Origin of the sequence: Paraburkholderia sediminicola, from assembly GCF_046026855.1 — a bacterium.
In the GTDB taxonomy this organism is placed as follows: Bacteria; Pseudomonadota; Gammaproteobacteria; order Burkholderiales; family Burkholderiaceae; genus Paraburkholderia; species Paraburkholderia sediminicola_A.
In genome coordinates this window covers 177,229-196,513 of sequence record NZ_JAQQET010000014.1, presented here as the reverse complement: position 1 = coordinate 196,513, position 19,285 = coordinate 177,229, and the positions used below count along the sequence as shown (strand labels likewise).

The 19,285-nt window shown below is 61.6% G+C and carries 17 protein-coding genes and 1 pseudogene; 11 read left to right on the top strand and 7 right to left on the bottom strand.

Annotated elements, in window-relative coordinates:
- Positions 1-63 precede the first annotated feature (63 nt).
- From PQR40_RS17695 to PQR40_RS17675, 5 genes are all read right to left on the bottom strand, one after another.
- Positions 64-1,113 carry a sugar phosphate isomerase/epimerase family protein gene (locus PQR40_RS17695; RefSeq protein ID WP_408509492.1) on the bottom strand — a complete coding sequence of 350 codons (1,050 nt, stop codon included), beginning with the start codon at positions 1,111-1,113 and terminating at the stop codon, positions 64-66.
- Between the two features lie 79 nt (positions 1,114-1,192).
- Positions 1,193-2,155 carry a substrate-binding domain-containing protein gene (locus PQR40_RS17690; RefSeq protein WP_408237398.1) on the bottom strand — a complete coding sequence of 321 codons (963 nt, stop codon included), beginning with the start codon at positions 2,153-2,155 and terminating at the stop codon, positions 1,193-1,195.
- 82 nt (positions 2,156-2,237) lie between these two features.
- The gene (locus tag PQR40_RS17685) at positions 2,238-3,251 is read right to left on the bottom strand and encodes an ABC transporter permease (RefSeq protein ID WP_408393989.1); all 1,014 of its coding nucleotides are present in this window, start codon (positions 3,249-3,251) and stop codon (positions 2,238-2,240) included.
- Positions 3,232-4,719, bottom strand: coding sequence for a sugar ABC transporter ATP-binding protein (locus tag PQR40_RS17680; protein WP_408393986.1), 1,488 nt, complete (start codon positions 4,717-4,719; stop codon positions 3,232-3,234). The genes PQR40_RS17685 and PQR40_RS17680 overlap by 20 nt, the downstream gene beginning before the upstream one ends.
- 3 nt (positions 4,720-4,722) lie before the next feature.
- A complete protein-coding gene (locus PQR40_RS17675; protein WP_408393984.1) occupies positions 4,723-5,796 on the bottom strand; it encodes a LacI family DNA-binding transcriptional regulator in 1,074 nt (357 codons plus the stop codon).
- Between the two features lie 308 nt (positions 5,797-6,104).
- Between PQR40_RS17675 and PQR40_RS17670 the strand changes: the two genes are divergently transcribed.
- The 7 genes from PQR40_RS17670 to PQR40_RS17640 all read left to right on the top strand — a co-directional run bounded on the left by PQR40_RS17670 (position 6,105) and on the right by PQR40_RS17640 (position 12,712).
- Positions 6,105-6,758 carry a protein-L-isoaspartate O-methyltransferase family protein gene (locus tag PQR40_RS17670; protein ID WP_408237386.1) on the top strand — a complete coding sequence of 218 codons (654 nt, stop codon included), beginning with the start codon at positions 6,105-6,107 and terminating at the stop codon, positions 6,756-6,758.
- A gap of 59 nt (positions 6,759-6,817) precedes the next feature.
- Positions 6,818-7,141, top strand: coding sequence for a rhodanese-like domain-containing protein (locus tag PQR40_RS17665; RefSeq protein WP_028200548.1), 324 nt, complete (start codon positions 6,818-6,820; stop codon positions 7,139-7,141).
- A gap of 13 nt (positions 7,142-7,154) precedes the next feature.
- Positions 7,155-8,702 (top strand): TolC family outer membrane protein, encoded by a 1,548-nt coding sequence (locus PQR40_RS17660; protein ID WP_408509491.1) that lies wholly within the window; start codon positions 7,155-7,157, stop codon positions 8,700-8,702.
- 264 nt (positions 8,703-8,966) lie between these two features.
- Positions 8,967-9,431 (top strand): DUF2844 domain-containing protein, encoded by a 465-nt coding sequence (locus tag PQR40_RS17655; protein ID WP_408393978.1) that lies wholly within the window; start codon positions 8,967-8,969, stop codon positions 9,429-9,431.
- Positions 9,432-9,463: 32 nt separating this feature from the next.
- Positions 9,464-10,762, top strand: coding sequence for a DUF3443 domain-containing protein (locus PQR40_RS17650; RefSeq protein ID WP_408393975.1), 1,299 nt, complete (start codon positions 9,464-9,466; stop codon positions 10,760-10,762).
- 136 nt (positions 10,763-10,898) lie between these two features.
- Positions 10,899-11,348 (top strand): DUF2844 domain-containing protein, encoded by a 450-nt coding sequence (locus tag PQR40_RS17645; RefSeq protein WP_408509490.1) that lies wholly within the window; start codon positions 10,899-10,901, stop codon positions 11,346-11,348.
- A 29-nt stretch (positions 11,349-11,377) separates the two neighbouring features.
- A complete protein-coding gene (locus PQR40_RS17640; RefSeq protein WP_408509489.1) occupies positions 11,378-12,712 on the top strand; it encodes a DUF3443 domain-containing protein in 1,335 nt (444 codons plus the stop codon).
- Positions 12,713-12,821: 109 nt separating this feature from the next.
- On the opposite strand, the pseudogene PQR40_RS17635 reads toward PQR40_RS17640, so the two are convergent.
- Positions 12,822-13,311 (bottom strand): annotated as a pseudogene (locus PQR40_RS17635) (aminotransferase class III-fold pyridoxal phosphate-dependent enzyme); the annotation flags it as partial.
- Positions 13,292-13,438: a hypothetical protein gene (locus PQR40_RS17630; RefSeq protein WP_408509500.1), complete on the bottom strand. Its 147-nt coding sequence runs from the start codon at positions 13,436-13,438 to the stop codon at positions 13,292-13,294. The pseudogene PQR40_RS17635 and the gene PQR40_RS17630, both read right to left, overlap by 20 nt.
- A 350-nt stretch (positions 13,439-13,788) precedes the next feature.
- Between PQR40_RS17630 and urtA the strand changes: the two genes are divergently transcribed.
- From urtA to urtD, 4 genes are all read left to right on the top strand, one after another.
- A complete protein-coding gene (urtA, locus tag PQR40_RS17625) occupies positions 13,789-15,087 on the top strand; it encodes an urea ABC transporter substrate-binding protein (protein WP_408237369.1) in 1,299 nt (432 codons plus the stop codon).
- A gap of 139 nt (positions 15,088-15,226) precedes the next feature.
- Entirely contained in the window at positions 15,227-16,852 is a 1,626-nt protein-coding gene (gene urtB / locus PQR40_RS17620; protein ID WP_408237366.1) for an urea ABC transporter permease subunit UrtB, read from the top strand.
- 2 nt (positions 16,853-16,854) lie between these two features.
- Positions 16,855-18,039: an urea ABC transporter permease subunit UrtC gene (urtC, locus tag PQR40_RS17615; protein ID WP_408393966.1), complete on the top strand. Its 1,185-nt coding sequence runs from the start codon at positions 16,855-16,857 to the stop codon at positions 18,037-18,039.
- Positions 18,036-18,899 (top strand): urea ABC transporter ATP-binding protein UrtD, encoded by an 864-nt coding sequence (gene urtD / locus PQR40_RS17610; RefSeq protein ID WP_408216504.1) that lies wholly within the window; start codon positions 18,036-18,038, stop codon positions 18,897-18,899. Before urtC ends, urtD begins: the two co-directional genes overlap by 4 nt.
- Positions 18,900-19,285: the final 386 nt, after the last annotated feature.

Here is a 19,285-nt window from a genome sequence, read left to right as displayed (position 1 = left end):
TGCTTCATTCGCTTCATGGTCAACTCGCAGTCAACTTGCGGTCAACGCGCCTTCGGATCGCCGTCAAATGCCAAGCACACGCTTTAGCTGCGCCGCATCCACGCCGCTGCCCGCGAAATCATCGAACGCATGGTCGGCCACGCGGATGATGTGCCGGCGAATAAACTCCGCGCCTTCGCGTGCGCCGTCCTGGGGATGCTTCAGCGCGCACTCCCATTCCAGCACCGCCCAGCCGGGAAAATCGTATTGCGCCATCTTCGAGAAGATCGCGCCGAAATCGATCTGCCCGTCGCCAAGCGATCGGAAACGCCCCGCGCGCTCCACCCAGCCGCTATAGCCGCCATACACGCCTTGCTTGCCGTTCGGACGAAACTCCGCGTCCTTCACGTGGAACGCCTTGATGCGCTCGTGATAGATGTCGATGAACGCAAGGTAGTCGAGTTGCTGCAGGATGAAATGGCTCGGGTCGTAGAGGATGTTCGCGCGCGGATGCTGCTTCACTGCGTCCAGAAAGCGCTCGAAGGTCACGCCGTCGTGCAGGTCCTCGCCCGGATGCAATTCGTAGCACACGTCGACGTCGGCTTCGTCGAACGCATCGAGAATCGGCGTCCAGCGGCGCGCGAGTTCGTCGAAAGCGGTTTCGATTAAACCCGCGGGACGCTGCGGCCACGGATAGAGGTAGGGCCACGCGAGCGCGCCGGAAAACGACACATGGGTGTTCAACCCCAGTCGCTGCGACGCCTTTGCCGCCAGCTTCATCTGTTCGATCGCCCACTGCGTGCGCGCAGCAGGATTGCCGCGCACATGCGGCGCCGCAAAGCCATCGAACAATGTGTCATAGGCCGGATGCACAGCGACAAGTTGCCCTTGCAGATGCGTCGACAGTTCGGTGATCGTCACCCCCGCATCGTCCGCGATCTCGCGCAACGCGTCGCAATAGGTTTGGCTCGCCGCAGCCTGTTCGAGATCGATCAGGCGCGTATCGCACGGCACCTGAATCCCCTTGAAGCCGAGACTCGCCGCCCAGCTCGCCAGATGCGCGAGGTTATCGAACGGCACCTCGTCACCCATGAACTGGGCCAAAAAGATCGCCGGCCCTTTAATGGTTTTCATCGTACGGTTCCTCGAACTATGGCGCACCTGTCATGCCTCTTCGACAGACACACGGCAGGCGCGCTCCGGATGCCCGGGATCAGAACGGCGAGTCAGGAAAATAGAACTGCTGCGCGTTTTCCTTCGTAATCAGCACCGACGGAATGATCGTGGTCGGCGGCAGCTTGTCGCCCTTCAGACGCGCCTCGGCGGTGAGCTTGATTGCGTCGTAGATGAATTTCGGCGAGTAGGATACATCCGCCTTGATCATCGGTGCGCCGTCCATCACGTTCTTCACCATGCCCTTCGAACCCGCGCCTCCGAATACGATCTTGATGTCGGTACGCCTGGCCTGCTCGATCGCCTTGATGACACCCACGGCCATGTCGTCGTCGGCGGCCCAGACTGCGTCGATGTGCTTGAAGCGCGTGAGATAGTCCTGCATCACCTTGAACGCGTCGTCACGATTCCAGTTCGCGTACTTGCCGTCGAGGATCTTCATCTCCGGATAGTTCTTGATCACGTTCGTGAATGCGGTCCAGCGTTCGTTGTCGAGCGTGGTCGGAATGCCGCGCAGCGCGACGATGTTGCCCTTGCCGCCCAGCTCCTTGGCCAGGTACTCGGCGGGGATTTTGCCGAACGCGGTGTTGTCACCCGCAACGTAGGCATCCTGTGCGCTGGTGTCGGTCAGGCCGCGATCGACTACCGTCACGTACACGCCCTTCTTCTTTACCTGAGCAACCGGCTGCGTGAGCGAGGCCGATTCGAACGGGAAAATCACCAGTGCGTTGATCTTGTTCACCGTCACCAGATCCTGCAACTGGTTCGCCTGTTCAGGCGCGCCGGCTGCGGTCTTCACGATCACTTTCAGATCGGGATGTGCTTTCTCCAGATCGGCCTTCGCCTTGTTCGCCCACCAGACGATGCCGCCCGTAAAGCCGTGGTCGGCTGTCGGAATCGCGACGCCTAGCGTGACCTTTTCATCGGCCCGCGCGACGCCCGCCGTGCCCACTATCCCCAACGCCAGCATGCCGGCGCCGATCGCTCGAATGACTTGCTTCATGGTTCTGTCTCCTATTGTGAGGCGTTCATGCGCCCCGATTCTCGAACTCGCCGTCTCTCCATTTGAAGCTCACACCTACCGCTTATCGCCGTCCACGCTGCACAAACGCGACGAAGATAATCACCACGCCCTGCACCGCCGCGTTCAGATACACGCTGATGATGCTGGTCAGATTCAGAATGTTGGCGATCACCGAAAGCAGGATCGCGCCGATCACCGTGCCGACCACGCGCCCTTCGCCGCCCTTGAGCGCAGTGCCACCCACCACCACCGATGCAATCGCTTCGAGCTCCCAAAGCAAGCCGGTGGTCGGCGTGGCCGAACCGAGCCGCGGCACGTACAGGACCGTCGCCACTCCGACGCAGATGCCGAGCAGTACATACGTGACGATCTTCACGGTGTCGACGCGAATCGCTGCATAGCGTGCGACCTGTTCGTTCGAACCGATCGCCTGCACATGGCGGCCAAACGCGGTGCGATTGAGGATCAGCGCGCCACCCGCTGCAACCACAAGGAACACCCAGATCGGGACCGGTACGCCGAAGAAGCTCGCGTAGTAAACCGGCCCGTACAAGTCGGACAACGAGTTATCCAGAGTCAGCGCGCCGCCATCCGCGAGCCACGTCAGCACCGCGCGAAAAATCCCCAACGTGCCCAGCGTGACGATGAACGGCTCGATACGTCCTTTGGTAATCAGCAGACCGTGCGCGCAGCCGAACAAACCGCCGAGCACCAGCGCGAACACAATGCCGAGTGTCAGAATCAGCAAGGGCGCGAGCGTATGGCCGCCGATACCGGCAGCGAGTCCGTTCATCAGCCAGATCATGCTGCCCGCAATCAGTGCCGCCATCGATCCGACCGACAGATCAATGCCGCCCGAGATAATCACAAAGGTCATGCCGACCGCGATGATGCCGATGAACGACGTGCGCGTGAGCACGTTCATCATGTTGTCGAGCGTCGCGAAATCGCGGTTGAGCAACGTGCCGACAATGCACAGCAGAATCAGCCCAACGAGCGGCCCGAGCGCATACAGACGATGCGCAAAGCGCAGCGCGCGACCGGATTGGACGGTTTCAGTGGGTGCCGGTCGCATGGGCGATCAACTCCTCTTCGGTCAGATGTTCGAGCGTGAGTGTGGTTTGCAGGTGTCCCGCGCGCATGACGGCGACGCGGTGGCACAGGCCGATCAGCTCGATCAGTTCGGATGAAATGACGATCACCGCGCGGCCCTGCGCGGCGAGACGATGAATCAGGAAATAGATGTCGCGTTTCGCGCCGACATCGACGCCGCGAGTCGGCTCGTCGAGCACGATCACATTCGGATCGGGCTGCAGGAACTTGGCGAGCGCGAGCTTCTGCTGATTGCCGCCGGAGAGCATGCGCGCGCGGCTCGACAGATCGCCCGTGCGAATGCCGAAGTCGCTCACGGCCTGGGTCAACGCCGCGCGCCCCGCTTTCATATCGAGCAAGGGATGCGCGTAGCGTTCGAGCGTCATCAGCGTGACGTTGTCCTGCAGGCTTAGATTCACATGAAGGCCTTTGCCTTTGCGGTCTTCGCTCAGATACGTGAGGCCGTGGCGCATTGCATCGCGCGGACTCTTCAGATCGGCCCGGCGGCCGGCGATCTCGATGCGGCCCGCCGTGCGTTTGCGCAAGCCGATGATCGCTTCAAACGCTTCGGTACGGCCTGCGCCGACGAGGCCTGCAAAGCCAAGCACTTCACCCGCGCGCACGTCGAAGCTCAGGTCTTCGACCCAGTCCGGCACGGCGAGGCCTTCTACTTTCAACGCGATCGGCGCGTCGGCAGGCACGGTGATCTTGCCGGGGAACATATCGGACACATCGCGCCCGACCATCAGGTTCGCCATCTGCTGCCGCGCGAGCCCCGCGGTTTCGCTGCGCGCAACAAAGCGGCCGTCGCGCATCACGATCACTTCGTCGGTAATGCGCTCGACTTCATCCAGCTTGTGCGAGATGTAGACAATGGTCACGCCGTCGGCTTTCAGCTTCGCCATCAGCGTGAAGAGGCGCTCGGTTTCGGACGGCGTGAGCGTGGCGGTCGGTTCATCCATGATGAGCAAACGCGCGCGACGCGACAGCGCCTTCGCGATCTCCACCATCTGCTTTTCCGCAACGATCAATTCGCGCACTTTCGTATCCGGCGCTTTCTCCAGGCCGACCTGCGCGAGAAAACGCGCCGCCTCGGCACGCATTGCGGCATCGTCGACGAACCAGCCACGCTTTTTTTCATGGCCGAGATACATGTTCTGCGCGATCGTCAGATGCTCGGCGAGGTTGAACTCCTGGTGAATCAGCACGATGCCCGCGGCTTCCGCATCGCGCGAACCGATGAACTGCTGCGCGTGGCCGTCGACCAGCAAGGTGCCCGAGGTCGCCGTTTCGTAGCCGGCAAGGATTTTCATCAGCGTCGACTTGCCCGCGCCGTTCTCGCCAAGCAAACCATAGATGCGTCCCGGCGCCAGCTCGAAGCTCACACCATGCAGCACGCGCACCGGCCCGAAGTCTTTGCGGATATCGTCGAAGCGGATGGCGAGGCTCATGACTTACGCGCTCCTGCGGATCACGAGCCGATGCGGCAGCAGCACGCCCGGCACGTTCGCCAATGGATTCGCGAGCCGTTGCAGCAGGAGGCGCGCAGCGGTTTCACCGAGTTCGCGCATCGGCTGGGCGATGGTGGTCAGCGGCGGATCGATTTGCGCGGCGAGCGAAATATCGTCGAAGCCGACTACCGCGACATCGTCCGGCACGCGCTTACCGACGCTGCGCAAACCGTGGATCACGCCGATCGCGAGCGTGTCGGACACGGCGAAGATCGCGCTCGGCGCGTGAGGCTGCTGCATCAGCAAGGCCGCCGCCGATGCGCCCGCCTCGTAGTCGAGACTGTTGAGGTTCATGCGCCAACGCTCGTCGGGCGTGATGCCCGCTTCGGTCAACGCGTCCAGATAGCCTTGCTGACGCTGCCGCGCGTACAGGTAGTCGACGTCCGAATTAATCAGCCCGATGCGCTGGTGGCCGCGCGCGAGCAGATGCCGCACCGCGTCGCCCGCCGCCCGGTAATTGTCGATGCCGACGTACGGCACGCCCATCGCCGGATCGAATTCGCAGCACGCGACCCAAGGCAGCGCGCTGGATGCCTCGCCGAGCGCCTGCTGGATGGTGGCGGGGTCGAGGCAAATCGCGCCATCTGCGCGACGGCGGCGCAGCAGATCGAAATAGCTGCGCTCGCGTCCCGGATCGGCGCCTGTGTCGCATAGCAGCATGAAATAGCCGTGCTGGCGCGCGACGCTGTCGATGCCGCGTACGATCTCCGCGTAGAAGGGGTTGCCGACGTCAGGCACCATCGTCAGGAGCAGCCGGCTTTCGGCGGTGCGCAGGTTGCGCGCGAGTTCGTTGACGCGATAGCCGCTGGCGTCGACGACCGCCAATACTTTGTCGCGCGTGGCCGGCCGCACGTTCTCGTGGCCGTTCAGCACGCGCGACACGGTCGCCACCGAGACGCCCGCCTGCTCCGCCACCTGGGCAATCGAAAGGCCTTCGGCCGGCCTCAGCGGCTGAACCTCAGGCTCCGGGGGCGTCTTCGACTTCGCGGGGGCCGCTTTGGACAACGACTTGGACAAGTGAATCCGCCTCAAAAATGTAATCGATTACATTTTTGCGCGATTGAAGCGGGAATCGCAAGGACAGATCGCTAGGGATTAACACGGGGTCAGGCAGGCATGGCGACAGCCCGTCCAGGGTTCGGGCCGGCGGCGCACTGCCCGCGACAGCGTGGATTCGCGCCGCCATTTGGTACAATCCCGCAGTTACCCTGCCGTGGCCGGCTTACTGAGATGTATCCTGGGGATGTACCCCGAAGTTGTACCCCAAGGCCGCCGGTCAGTGGCAAAGAATTGCAAACTCGCCAAACCATACTGCCGAATCCACCATGAACATCGAGCAAGCGCGTTTCAACATGATCGAACAGCAGATCCGCCCCTGGGAAGTGCTCGACCAGGACGTGCTGAATCTGCTCTCGATCGTCAAGCGTGAAAATTTCGTCCCCACCATCTACCGCGATCTGGCCTTCGTCGACTTCGAAGTGCCGCTGCCGGCCGGCCAGCACATGCTGGCGCCGCGCGTCGAAGCGCGCGTGCTGCAGGAACTGGCGGTGAAGAAGCACGAAAGCGTGCTCGAAATCGGCGCCGGCTCGGGTTACATGGCCGCTCTGCTTGCGCACCGCGCGCAGCACGTGCTGACGGTCGACATCGAACCGGAACTCGCGGAACTGGCGAAGAACAACCTGATCGCCAACGGCGTGCTGAACGCCGAAGTCGTCACCGGCGACGCCTCCCGCGGCTGGGCCAACGCTGCACCGTACGACGTGATCTGCGTGTCGGGCGGCCTGCCGGTGCTGCCGCAGGAAATCCTCGAACATCTGAAGGTCGGCGGCCGTCTGGCGGCTTTCGTCGGCACCGCGCCGGTTATGAAGGCGCAGATCATCACGCGTATCGACGAGAAGCAATACCGCATTGCCGACGTGTTCGAGACTTATATCGAGCCGCTGATCAACGCTGTGCAGCCGCCGCGCTTCAAGTTCTAATTCACACGTTTATCTGTACGGCTGGCGCGCCGCCGTCCTCTGAACTGGATGTCCTGCTGATGCAAAATCTGACCGCTCCCGCGCTCGCCGAATGGCTCGCCGATCAATCGCGCCCTGCACCCGTGCTGCTCGACGTGCGTGAACCGTGGGAAATCCAGACGGCGTCGATCGCCGGCGCCGTGTCGATTCCGATGCGTGAGATTCCCGCGCGCAGCGAAGAACTCGACGACGACGCGCAAATCGTCTGCGTGTGCCATCACGGCGCGCGCAGCGCCCAGGTCGCGATGTTCCTCGAATCGCGCGGCCATACCAACGTCTTCAATCTGCAAGGCGGGATCGACGCGTGGTCGCGTCAGGTCGATCCGTCCGTTCCCACCTACTGATCGCACGGTCGCGATGATTCGTCAGCGGGTGCCGGTCCTCGCGGCCGCTCTGGCGCTTCATTGTGCCGCTCTCGCGTTTTTGCCGATCACTGCGCACGCCGTCGGCCTTTCCCAGCTTTACGACGAAGCACTCTCGAACGACGCGCAGTTGCAAAGCGCGCGCGCGGCACTCGCCGCCAATAGCGAAGAGTTGCCGCTTGCTCGCGCCAAACTGCTGCCGCAAGTCTCCGCATCGCTCACCGCGAATCGCCAGAACACCGATTTCGGCGGCGGCTTTCCTGCGTCCTACGGCAACAGCAACGGCTACACGATTTCGCTCACGCAGCCACTGATTCACGTCGATAGCTGGTACGGCTATGCGCAGGGCAAGCTTGCGGTGGATTCAGCGCGGGCTTCGTTTGCGCAGGCCCGTCAGGATCTGATCGTGCGGCTCGGTCAGGCTTACTTCGACGCGCTCTCCTCACAGGACAGCCTCGCGATTGTGCGCTCGCAGAAAGCGTCGATCGCGCAGCAGCTCGAATCGGCCAAGCGTTCATTCGAAGTCGGCAACACGACGATCACGGATACCAACGAAGCCCAGGCTAAATACGATCAGGCGATCTCGCAGGAAATTGCCGCGCAGAACGACCTCGCGGTGAAGCTGGCGGCGTTGCAACAGATTGTCGGACACCCCGTCGAGCAGGTGGATGGACTCGCCGCCGGTGCACCGCTGCCACCACCCGTGCCCGCCGACATCAATCTGTGGGTCGATGCGGCTACCGACGGAAGCTACCAGGTGGTGCTGAAGCAGATCGCGCTGGACAGCGCGCAACGCGAGACGTCGAAAGTCAGGGCCGGCCATCTGCCAACCGTCGACCTGGTGGCGAGCCGCTCGCGCAGCAGTCTGGGTGCGGCGGGCACGGGTAACTTTGGCGGCAATTTCGGTGGCGGCTTCGGCAGCGGTGCGAACACGCCCGCTCCCGGCACACCGGCGCTCGCCGCGGAACTGGGCAACCTGGGGTCGTCGTACACGAACAGCACGATCGGCGTGCAGCTCACGATTCCGATCTTTGCGGGCGGCGCGACGCAAAGCCGCGTACGTCAAACGCTCGCCCTCGAAGACCAGGCCGCCGCCGATCTCGATACGGCGCGGCGCAACGCGGCGCTATCGGCGCGGCAGGCGTTTCTCGGCGTGGTGAGCGGACTCGCACAGGTGCGCGCACTGCAAACCGCCGAACGATCAGCGAACACCTCGCTCGAATCGAATCTGCTCGGCTATCAGGTCGGCGTGCGGATCAATATCGACGTGCTCAATGCGCAGGATCAGCTGTTTTCGGCACGCCGCGATCTGGCGAAGGCACGTTACGACACGCTGATCAACAGCCTCAAGCTGAAGGCTTCCACTGCCAATCTCACCGATCAGGACGTGCTGCAGTTGAGCGCGCTGCTGTCGCCGGTCGACGATGGTTCGCTGACCGCATTGCCGCAGGTGCCGACAGTGCCGCATCCGGGTGTCGCAGCCAAAGGCGCTGCGGGCAAGCTCGGGCGGCGGACTATGCCGAATGCGGCGGCGGCGCAGTGAGACGGTTCGTTTAGTCTTTTTCTTCCCTGATTGACCCTCTGCCCGCGCGACGTTTCATTCGTTGCGCACGTGGGCTGCCTGCTAGTCGCTGTTGTGTGCGGGCATCCATCGTCGTTCGCACCTTCTCAGCGCGGGACGGGTTGCGACATCCCTAACACCTTCCTTTCATTGCGACTTTTCCGGTTGCCACTGCAGAAATTTCATACGGTTTCCTGAGCATCGCCCGGGCACCATGCTTCGATAATTTTTTCCCGGAGCAGTGTGATGAGATTTGTGAAGATCGCGATGCTGACGGCCATGCTGTCGCCGCTTGCGTCGCATGCGACCTTAGGCGGCGCGCCAGGCGCCGGCACGCCCACTCAAACAATGCTGCGCGCCACGCCGCAATCCGCGGCAGGAGCGACGACCGTCACGACTACTGCGCCATACACCACGCGCGAATCGCGCGACACCAATGGTGTCCTCATTCGCGAATACGTACTGCCATCCAACACCGTGTTCGCCGTCACCTGGGAAGGTCCGATCCGTCCGGACATGACTGCGCTGCTCGGCAGCTATTTCCCCAACTTCGTCACTGCCGGCGAGAGTCGCGCGCGCGGTACCGGTCCACTGAACGAAGGCAACGGTGACTTCCGCATCGAGTCAGCCGGCCGCCTCGGACATTTCTTCGGCATGGCGTACCTACCGCGCCTGATGCCGGCAAACGTCCGCCCAGGCGATCTGAAGTAATACGGCACATCGATTTCGCGGAAAACAACAAGATGAAGACAATCAACAAGACACTCTGGATCGCGCTGGCAGCGCTTGGCCTGACACTGTCCGCGTGTGGCGGTGGAAGTGATGGAAGCGGCAGCAAAAACAATGGCTCCATCGCCTGGTCCGCCGATCCAGACTGGATCAAGAAACCGGATGGCTCGGGCAACTCCGGCAATTCGGGGAATACGTCCAGCGGCAGCAACACGGTGCCAATTCGCGTCGACAACTCGACGGGCAGTATCAACATGCTTTTCGCGACGATCAGCGTGTGCGTCCCCGGCGCGCAAGGCTCCAGTCAGTGCGTGACAGTCGACCGCATGCTAGTGGATACCGGCTCGGTCGGCGTACGCATCATGGCCAGCGCATTGCCGACACTCGGTTCCCAGTTGCTCACGCAAGTCGGCGCCGTCGACGACGCGAGTGGCGTCGCACCGATCGCCGAATGCATGCCGTTCGGCTCCGGTACGACGTGGGGCTCGGTGAAACGCGCCGACGTCAAAATCGGCAACCGCACGGCAAGCAACATCCCCATCCAGTTGGTCGGCGACGGCGCGTACACCATCCCGTCGGATTGCGTCGCGCACGGTGGCCCGGACCTGAGTACCGCCGAAAGACTCGGCGCCAACGGTATTCTCGGGATCGGCTACGGCACGTATGACTCGAAAGACGCGCTGACTACGGCGCTGCCGGGGAATTACTACTATTGCACGGCCGCCAACGCTTGCTTCAACACGCGCATGTCGATGACCAAAGAGGTGATGAACCCTGTCGCTGCCTTCCCGAGCGATAACAACGGCACGATCATCCGTCTGCCCAAGCTGCTTGCCGGCGGCCAGGCGAGTGTCACAGGCGAGTTGGTGTTCGGTATCGGCACGCAGTCAAACAACGCATTGCCGTCGAATGTGAACATCCTGGCGATAGACGAATACGGCGAATTTACGACGCAGTACCAAGGTCAGGTATTCAACTGGAGCGCAATTGACAGCGGCACCAACGGGTACGCGTTCCAGGACGACTCGATTCCCACGGCGTCCAACTGGTATTCGCCGTCAACTGCGCTGAACCTGGCCGCCACGATGGAAGCCACCAACGGCAAGGGAACACCCGTCAATATGCCGTTCACGATCGATAGCGCCGTCCGCGTGTCGGCGAACGGGTATGCCGCTTACGACAACGTCGGCTGGTATCTGTCCAACTCGAAAATGTTCATGTGGGGCCTGCCTTTCTTCTACGGACGCAGTGTGTACACGACGGTAGGCAGCGGCACGATCGGCAAGCAGACCGGACCGTTTGTAGCGTTCTGACGAATGCAGGCGGGCAGACGGTGTCGCGAGGTACCGTCCGCCCGAGGTCGATTCTGACTCGTAGTTAGGACTTTTCCGCACCTCTCAATAATCCCTCGCAGGCACCATGCTCCGACCTGTTTTTTGGAGCAATGTGATGAGATTTGTAAAGATTGTGCTGGCCGTGTCGGCGCTTTCTCCACTCGCGTCGTATGCAGCGTTGGGCGGTGCACCGGGTACGGGCTCGGCCCCGCAGACGTTGCTCCGCTCGGCCACCCCCAATTCCTCCTCTGCTGCTGCGGCTTATACCTTGCGTGAATCGCGCGATGCCGACGGCGTCGCGATCCGCGAATACGTGCTGCCTACCAATGTCGTGTTTGCTGTCACGTGGCAAGGGCCGGTGCGCCCGGATATGAGCGTTCTGCTTGGCAGCTATCTCCCCAACTTCGCCTCGGCGAGTCAGACCCATGCGCGCGGCACCGGTCCGTTGATCGAACATAACAGCGGCTTTCACGTTGAATCAGCCGGCCGGCCTGGATATTTTTTCGGCAAGGCGTATTTGTCACGCCTCGTCCCCGCCAACGTTCGCGTGGACGAACTGCAGTGAAGCAGCGCCTCGATTCACGGAATACAAACATGAAAACTTTCAACAAGACGCTTTGCTTCGCGCTTCTGACGGCCAGCGTGGCGCTGTCGGGTTGCGGCGGCGGCGGTGGTGACAACGCCGACCCGAACGCGACGAAGAATAACGACAACCCGGCGCCGGTTACGCCGACGCCGAGTCCCACACCGACGCCCACGCCGAGCCCGACTCCGACTCCGACTCCGACCCCGACTCCCACGCCCACCCCAACTCCGGTCCCCGACGTCAATACCGTCCCGATCACCGTCGAGCGTTGGACGGGGAATTACCCCAACATGCCGTACGTGAGCGTCACGCTTTGCATCCCCGGCGTGCAGGGCAGCACGCAATGCGCAACCATCGACCACATGCAACTGGATACAGGCTCGGTCGGCGTGCGAGTACTGGCAAGCGCATTGGGCTCAGCACTCGCCAGCCACTTGCCGACGCAATCGGGCGCCACCAATGATCCGACCGGCAGCGCGCCAATCGCCGAATGCGCGGTGTTCGGCTCGGGGTACACGTGGGGACCGATTAAACGGGCCGACGTGACGATCGGCGGCAAAACGGCAGGCAATCTGCCCGTGCAAGTGATCGCCGACGGTACGTATGCCACGCCGTCGGATTGCGTTTCACGCGGCGTCAACAACCTTGGCTCCGTATCTGCGCTCGGCGCCAACGGCGTGCTCGGCATCGGCCCGGCGCAACGCGACTATCCGGCTGCGGCACAAACCGTCTTGCCGGCGGCCTACTATTACTGCACATCCGCGACGTCGTGCACGAACACGCGCGTGCCGCTCGACACGCAGGTCATGAATCCGGTGGCCAACTTCACCTCCGACAACAACGGCACAATCATCCGCCTGCCGGCGTTGCCCGCGGGAGGTCAGTTGAGCGCCACGGGTGAACTGGTGTTCGGCATCGGCACCCAGTCGAACAACGCTATGCCGTCGAACCCGAATATCGTGGCGCTCGATCAGAATGGCTTCTTCCAGACCACATACAAGAGCCGTTCGTATTCGAGCGCAATCGACAGCGGCTCCAATGCAAACATCTTCGCGGATTACACGGTTCCCTATTTGGGCGACTGGTATACGCCGTCAACCACGCTCAGTCTGTCCGCTATCCTGACGGGCGTCGACAAAGCCGCCATGCCGATCACCGTACCATTCTCACTGGCCAACGGCTGGAGCTTGCGGGCGAGTCAGTATGCGGCCTACGACAGCCTTGGCTCGCCATCCGCAGGGATGTTCCTCTGGGGGTTGCCATTCTTCTTCGGTCGCACCGTCTACACGGCGCTCAACAACGTGACGATCGGCAAGCAAGCGGGACCGTTCATCGCTTTCTGATCATTGAGAGCGGCATCCATGCGATAAACAAAAAAGGTCGGCGCCGCAAGGTGCCGACCTTTTTCTTGCGCCAAGTCTTGCGCTAGAAAGGTAACGTCCTGCCGCCTCCCTATTCCGTCTCCTGCAAAACCTCTGCCACCGTCCTGAAGATCTCATCGATCTGCGCCTCTTCAATAATCAACGGCGGCGAGAACGCCAGGATGTCACCCGTATAACGCGTCAACACCCCCTTCTCGAAACACCGTACGAAAACATCACAAGCACGCGCCCCCGGGCGCACCCGCACGCGGCGCCGATTCCACCCCACCGATAAGTCCAAGATTGCGCACGTCGATCACCTGCCTTTCGCCGCGCAGCTTATGAATCGCGTTCTCGAAGATCGGCATCATCCGGGCAGCCCGTTCGAACAACTGCTCACGCTTGTACAGATCGATCGTCGCGCAGGCCGCAGCGGCCGCGATGGGATGTCCCGAATACGTATATCCATGAAACAACTCGATCCCGGCCGGCGCCCCATTCACGATGGAGTCGTGAACCTTGCCACTCGCCACGACTGCCCCCATCGGCGCCGCTGCATTGTTAGTGCCCTTGGCCATCGTGGGACGTGTAGTACATCCCCTTCGCGCTCGCCAGCAGCCGTGGCGCGCTCTTGAACTGGCGGTTCGCCGTAAAGGGCATCCACAACGCGGACATATCGGGCGGGGTGGCGGCGGTGCGCTCATTCATGTTGTGTCGCCTCGCGTGGGCGGTCTTCCAGTGTCGGCAGAGCACGACGCATGCACAAAGGGGCGGCGGTCATGCACCGTCGATGCTCGCTGGCCGATCACCACGCTTCGTTGCGGCGCGACACGCACCTGAACGAGGCGCACGCCCTGCTCCTGCACCAATTTTGAGCCGCGTTACGCATAACTTACGTGGCGCATCACCGCGTTGCAGCGCGCAATGGGCGGACTTCAAGTCGAAATGGTCGCATGGCATGTGCCTTGCAGTACACAAGCGGCAAGTCATGCAGGATAAGCCCTGCTGGCTGAAATCGACGCCCATAAACACTCACCATCAATGGCAAGGGGATGCACATGAAACGTCGCAGTCTGTTGAAATTTGGTTCGATGTCGGGCGCACTGGCGCTGGCCGGCAAGGTCCCATTTGCGAATGCCCAATCGGGCAGCGGTCCCATCAAGGTAGGCGTTCTACATTCCTTGTCTGGCACGATGGCGATCTCGGAAACATCGCTCAAAGACACTGCGCTGATGACCATCGCGGACATCAATAAGAACGGCGGCGTCATGGGCCGCCAACTGCAACCGGTCGTCGTGGACCCGGCGTCGAACTGGCCGCTGTTCGCCGAGAAAGCGCGCCAGCTGATCACGCAGGAAAAGTGCGCCGTCGTGTTCGGCTGCTGGACCTCGGTGTCGCGCAAGTCGGTGCTGCCGGTGTTCGAAGAACTGAACGGCCTGCTGTTCTATCCGGTGCAGTACGAAGGCGAAGAAATGTCGCGCAACGTGTTCTACACGGGCGCCGCGCCGAATCAGCAGGCGATTCCGGCAACCGAATACCTGATGAGCGCGGAAGGCGGCGGCGCCAAGCGCTTCTTCCTGCTCGGTACCGACTATGTATACCCCCGCACGACCAACAAGATCCTGCGCTCGTTCCTCAAGTCGAAAGGCGTGCAGGAAGCCGATATCCAGGAGGTCTACACGCCGTTCGGTCACAGCGACTATCAGACCATCGTCGCGAACATCAAGACCTTCTCGCAGGGCGGCAAGACCGCCGTGATCTCGACCGTCAACGGTGACTCGAACGTGCCGTTCTACAAGGAGTTGGGCAACCAGGGGTTGAAGGCGTCCGACGTGCCGGTCGTCGCGTTCTCGGTCGGCGAAGAAGAACTGCGCGGCATCGATACGAAGCCGCTGGTCGGCAATCTCGCGGCATGGAACTACTTCATGTCGCTGCGCAATCCGACCAACGAGAAGTTCAAGAAACAATGGGCCGCATGGGTCAAGGACAACAACCTGCCGGGCGGCACCAAGCGCGTAACCAATGACCCGATGGAAGCGACTTTCGTCGGCATCCATATGTGGAAGCAGGCTGTCGAGAAAGCGAAGAGCACGGACGTGGACAAAGTGCGTGTGGCAATGGTCGGCCAGACGTTTGCGGCACCGTCGGGCTTCACGCTCGAAATGGACGGCAATCACCATCTGCACAAACCGGTGATGATCGGCGAAGTGCGCGCCGACGGTCAGTTCAACGTGGTGTGGCGGACCAAGACCGCGATTCGCGCGCAACCTTGGAGCCCGTTCATCGCCGGCAATTCGAGCAAGCCGGACGTGGTCAGTTCGATTCCGGCATTCCTGAAGCGCTCGCGGGTTGCCTGAACCTGAATCTGGACAGAGCCGGGGCCAAACAAGCCGCTGCTCTGCCCGACAGGACACTGCAAGACGCAAGACAACGGCGCGGCGCCGGCGCATTACTGCGATGCCGCGCCGCCTCGCCGGTTTTTCTTCAAAGGCCATCATGGCGTTTTCATTTCCGACATTCGCACGACGCAGCATCGGCGGCCTCGCGCTTGCGCTTATCGTTAGCGCGCCACTCACCGCGTTTGCGCTCACCCCGGCCGATGTCGCGCCGCTCGCCGGCGACGACTTCGACGCGAAATCCGCGGCAATCGACAAGCTGATTGCTAACCACGACAAAGAATCGCTCGCCGTCCTCAAAGCGCTTTCCGAGGACAGTGCGCTCGCCACCGATTCCGGCGCCGTGCTGCTGCAAGACGGCGACACGGCACGCGATGCCGTCACCGGCAAAACCGTCGCCGCGGGCGACGCGCAACCGGTCACCCTGAACAACCTGCTGCGCTCGAAAGTGTCAGGCGCACTCTCAGGCCAGCAACTCGATTCGCCCGACGCCGCCACACGCGACGCCGCCATCACTGCGCTGCTGCAAAACCCCGATCCGTCGATCAAACCACTCGTCGACGCAGCTCGCGCCAAGGAAACCGATCCGGCGCTGAAGAAACGCCTCGACACGCTGTGGGCAATGACCGCGTTGCACGACGCCGACCCTGCCAAGCGTCTTGAAGCCGTGCAACTGGTCGCCGCGCGCCACGATCTCGACATGAACGAACTGCTGCGTCCGCTCGTCGCGAAGAAGCCGGACGGCACCTTCAACGAAGCCGATGACCGCGTGCGCGCCGCCGCGCAAAAGGGCATCGACGAACTCGATTCGATCCAGCGCCGCAGTCAGATCGCCGGCACACTGTTCGCGGGCTTGTCACTTGGCAGCGTTCTGCTGCTTGCCGCATTGGGCCTCGCGATTACGTATGGGCTGATCGGTGTCATCAACATGGCGCACGGCGAGTTCCTGATGATCGGCGCCTACGCCACCTACGTGGTGCAGAACCTGTTCCAGCGCTTTGCTCCTGGCGCGTTCGACTGGTATCCCTTGCTCGCGGTACCGGCGTCATTCGCCGCAGCCGGACTGGTAGGCATCGTGCTCGAACGGCTGGTGTTGAAGCATTTGTACGGCCGTCCGCTCGAAACCCTGCTGACCACCTTTGGCGTCAGCCTGATCCTGATTCAGGCGACACGTATGGTCTTCGGCGCGCAGAACGTGCAGGTGATCAACCCTGCATGGATGAGCGGCGGCGTGACCGTGCTGCCCAATCTGATCCTGCCGTACAACCGGCTGGCGATTCTGGCGTTTTCGCTGATCGTCGTCGGGATTGCGTGGGGGGTTCTCACTAAAACACGCCTGGGTCTGTTCGTGCGAGCCGTCACGCAAAACCGGCGCATGGCGGCGTGCGTCGGCGTGAAGACCGCACGCGTCGATTCGTATGCGTTCGCATTCGGCGCGGGCATTGCGGGCCTGGGTGGCTGCGCGCTGTCGCAGATCGGCAATGTGGGCCCGGACCTCGGGCAGAGCTACATCATCGATTCATTTATGGCTGTTGTGCTCGGTGGTGTCGGCCAACTTGCCGGCACGGTGATCGGCGGCTTCGGTCTCGGGCTCGTCAGCAAGGCGATCGAGCCGTTCTGGGGCGCGGTGCTCGCAAAGATCGCCGTGCTCGTGCTGATCGTGTTGTTCATCCAGAAGCGTCCGCAGGGCATGTTCGCCCTCAAGGGCCGCAGCGCGGAGGCATGAACATGACATCTGCAACTTCATCGGCTCACGTCGGCGCAGCAAGCAGTAGCGCTGCTGCCGGCCGCGAAGCGCAGTCCGGCTTCGCGCTTGGCTTGCCGCCGCGTCCCGCATTGCTGTCGCGCCGTGCATGGCTTGCGCTGATCGCACTGATCATCGTGTTCGGCATCGGCGTGCCGTTCGCGACCCTGGTGGTGCCCGAGACGAGCGCATTCCATCTGTCCGCTTACGCGATGACGATCACCGGCAAGTTCATGTGCTACGCGATTGCCGCGCTGGCACTCGATCTCGTGTGGGGCTATTGCGGCATTCTGAGCCTGGGACACGCGCTATTCTTTGCATTGGGTGGCTACGCGATCGGCATGTACCTCATGCGCTCGATCGGCCACGAAGGCAAATACGGCAGCGACCTGCCCGACTTCATGGTGTTTCTCGACTGGCACCAACTGCCCTGGTACTGGCAAGGCACACAGCATCTCGGTTATGCGCTGCTACTGGTGGTGCTGATACCCGCCGTTGTCGCATGGGTCTTCGGCTTCTTCACGTTCCGTTCGCGGGTGAAGGGTGTGTATCTGTCGATCATCACGCAGGCGATGACGTTTGCCGCCATGCTTCTGTTCTACCGCAATGAAACGGGTTTCGGCGGCAATAACGGCTTTACCGACTTCAAGCGCATCGGCGGCTTTCCGATTACGCATCCGGGCACCCGCACTGTCCTTCTGCTGATCACGTTTGCCGTATTGATTCTGGCCTTCATCGGCGCACGGGCAATCGTCACGTCGAAGCTCGGCCGCGTGGTCACGGCGGTACGCGACGGCGAAACGCGTCTGATGTTCCTCGGTTACAGCCCGCTCGCGTACAAGCTGTTCGTGTGGACTGTATCCGCGATTTTGTGCGGAATTGCCGGCGCGTTGTATGTGCCGCAGGTCGGCATCATTAATCCTGGCGAGATGTCGCCGGGCAATTCGATCGAGATGGCAATCTGGGTTGCGGTGGGTGGACGCGGCACCTTGATCGGACCGATCATCGGCGCGTTCGCGGTGAACGGCGCGAAGAGCTTTTTTACGGCGAACTTCCCTGAATACTGGCTGTTCTTTCTTGGCCTGATTTTCGTGCTGGTCCCGCTGTTGCTGCCGAACGGCATCATGGGGCTGATCGAAATGGTCACGCGCAAGAGGAACCGCTCATGAACGAAAACCCGATGGTTCCTGATCTTGCACTGCCTGAAGAGCCTGCTGAACGGTCGTTGAGCGGCGTCGCAAGCATGGGGCACGTGGTGGTGCCGGGCGAGATCGACATTTCGCACGGAACGATTCTGTACCTTGAAGACGTGACCGTGAGTTTCGATGGATTTCGCGCGTTGAACGCGTTGACCTTGTCGATCAACGCGGGCGAATTGCGGTGCATCATCGGGCCGAATGGCGCCGGCAAGACGACGATGATGGATGTCATCACCGGGAAGACCGAGCCGGATTCCGGCAAGGTTTTTCTCGGGCAGTCGATCGATTTGACGCGGATGAACGAGCCTTCTATTGCGCGCGCCGGGATTGGGCGCAAGTTTCAGAAGCCAACCGTTTTTGAGCAACATCCCGTGTGGGAGAACCTTGAGTTGGCGATGAAGGCTGACAAGGGATGGTGGGCTTCTTTGCGCGCGCGCCTCGATCGTGAGGCACAAGCGCGGATTGAAGAGACGCTGGCGTTGATTGGGCTTGAGAGTGAGGCTAGACGGCTTGCAGGAGAGTTGTCGCATGGGCAGAAGCAACGGCTCGAGATCGGGATGTTGTTGATGCAGCAACCGGCGCTGCTCTTGCTCGATGAGCCTGCGGCCGGTATGACCGATGACGAGACCATGCAGTTAGCTGAGTTGCTCAATCACCTGCGTGGGACGTGTTCGATGATGGTGGTTGAACATGATATGGAGTTTGTCGCGGCTCTTTCGGGCGAGAAGGGGAAGGTGACGGTGATGGCCGAAGGGCGGGTTCTCGCTCACGGCACGCTTGATGAGGTGAAGAGAGATGAGACGGTGATTGAGTCTTATCTTGGGCGGTGATTTGGGGTTTTTTTTGCCTTTGGCGGCGGGGTTGGCGGGTTGCACGCGTGGTGCCTGTTGTTTGTGTACTTGCTCGGTGTTTTTTGCTCTGCGTGTGGTTTTTCTTGGTCTGGTTTTTTGGCCTTTCCTTGATTACTTATTGGTCTATTAGCGTCGCCCCTGTGCGGGGCAGGCACCTACTTTTCTTTGCCTGCTGCAAAGAAAAGTAGGCAAAAGAAAGCAGCTCAAACCGCTAATTCTTAAGTGGGTCCCCTGGCTTGGAGGGGGTAGTGGTGCATCTGGAATCCGTGCCCTCGCACTTTCGGCGTTGGTGACAAAGGGCTCATCAGCTCCCACTCCGCACTACGTGCGTCGCGGATGGGTCTCCATGGGAAACCAAGCACCTT

Bases quoted from the DNA above. Each gene is read 5' to 3' on its own strand.
- PQR40_RS17695 (WP_408509492.1), bottom strand. From the start codon at position 1,113: ATGAAAACCATTAAAGGGCCGGCGATCTTTTTGGCCCAGTTCATGGGT.
- PQR40_RS17690 (WP_408237398.1), bottom strand. From the start codon at position 2,155: ATGAAGCAAGTCATTCGAGCGATCGGCGCCGGCATGCTGGCGTTGGGG.
- PQR40_RS17685 (WP_408393989.1), bottom strand. From the start codon at position 3,251: ATGCGACCGGCACCCACTGAAACCGTCCAATCCGGTCGCGCGCTGCGC.
- PQR40_RS17680 (WP_408393986.1), bottom strand. From the start codon at position 4,719: ATGAGCCTCGCCATCCGCTTCGACGATATCCGCAAAGACTTCGGGCCG.
- PQR40_RS17670 (WP_408237386.1), top strand. From the start codon at position 6,105: ATGAACATCGAGCAAGCGCGTTTCAACATGATCGAACAGCAGATCCGC.
- PQR40_RS17665 (WP_028200548.1), top strand. From the start codon at position 6,818: ATGCAAAATCTGACCGCTCCCGCGCTCGCCGAATGGCTCGCCGATCAA.
- PQR40_RS17660 (WP_408509491.1), top strand. From the start codon at position 7,155: ATGATTCGTCAGCGGGTGCCGGTCCTCGCGGCCGCTCTGGCGCTTCAT.
- PQR40_RS17655 (WP_408393978.1), top strand. From the start codon at position 8,967: ATGAGATTTGTGAAGATCGCGATGCTGACGGCCATGCTGTCGCCGCTT.
- PQR40_RS17650 (WP_408393975.1), top strand. From the start codon at position 9,464: ATGAAGACAATCAACAAGACACTCTGGATCGCGCTGGCAGCGCTTGGC.
- PQR40_RS17645 (WP_408509490.1), top strand. From the start codon at position 10,899: ATGAGATTTGTAAAGATTGTGCTGGCCGTGTCGGCGCTTTCTCCACTC.
- PQR40_RS17640 (WP_408509489.1), top strand. From the start codon at position 11,378: ATGAAAACTTTCAACAAGACGCTTTGCTTCGCGCTTCTGACGGCCAGC.
- PQR40_RS17630 (WP_408509500.1), bottom strand. From the start codon at position 13,438: ATGAATGAGCGCACCGCCGCCACCCCGCCCGATATGTCCGCGTTGTGG.
- urtA (WP_408237369.1), top strand. From the start codon at position 13,789: ATGAAACGTCGCAGTCTGTTGAAATTTGGTTCGATGTCGGGCGCACTG.
- urtB (WP_408237366.1), top strand. From the start codon at position 15,227: ATGGCGTTTTCATTTCCGACATTCGCACGACGCAGCATCGGCGGCCTC.
- urtC (WP_408393966.1), top strand. From the start codon at position 16,855: ATGACATCTGCAACTTCATCGGCTCACGTCGGCGCAGCAAGCAGTAGC.
- urtD (WP_408216504.1), top strand. From the start codon at position 18,036: ATGAACGAAAACCCGATGGTTCCTGATCTTGCACTGCCTGAAGAGCCT.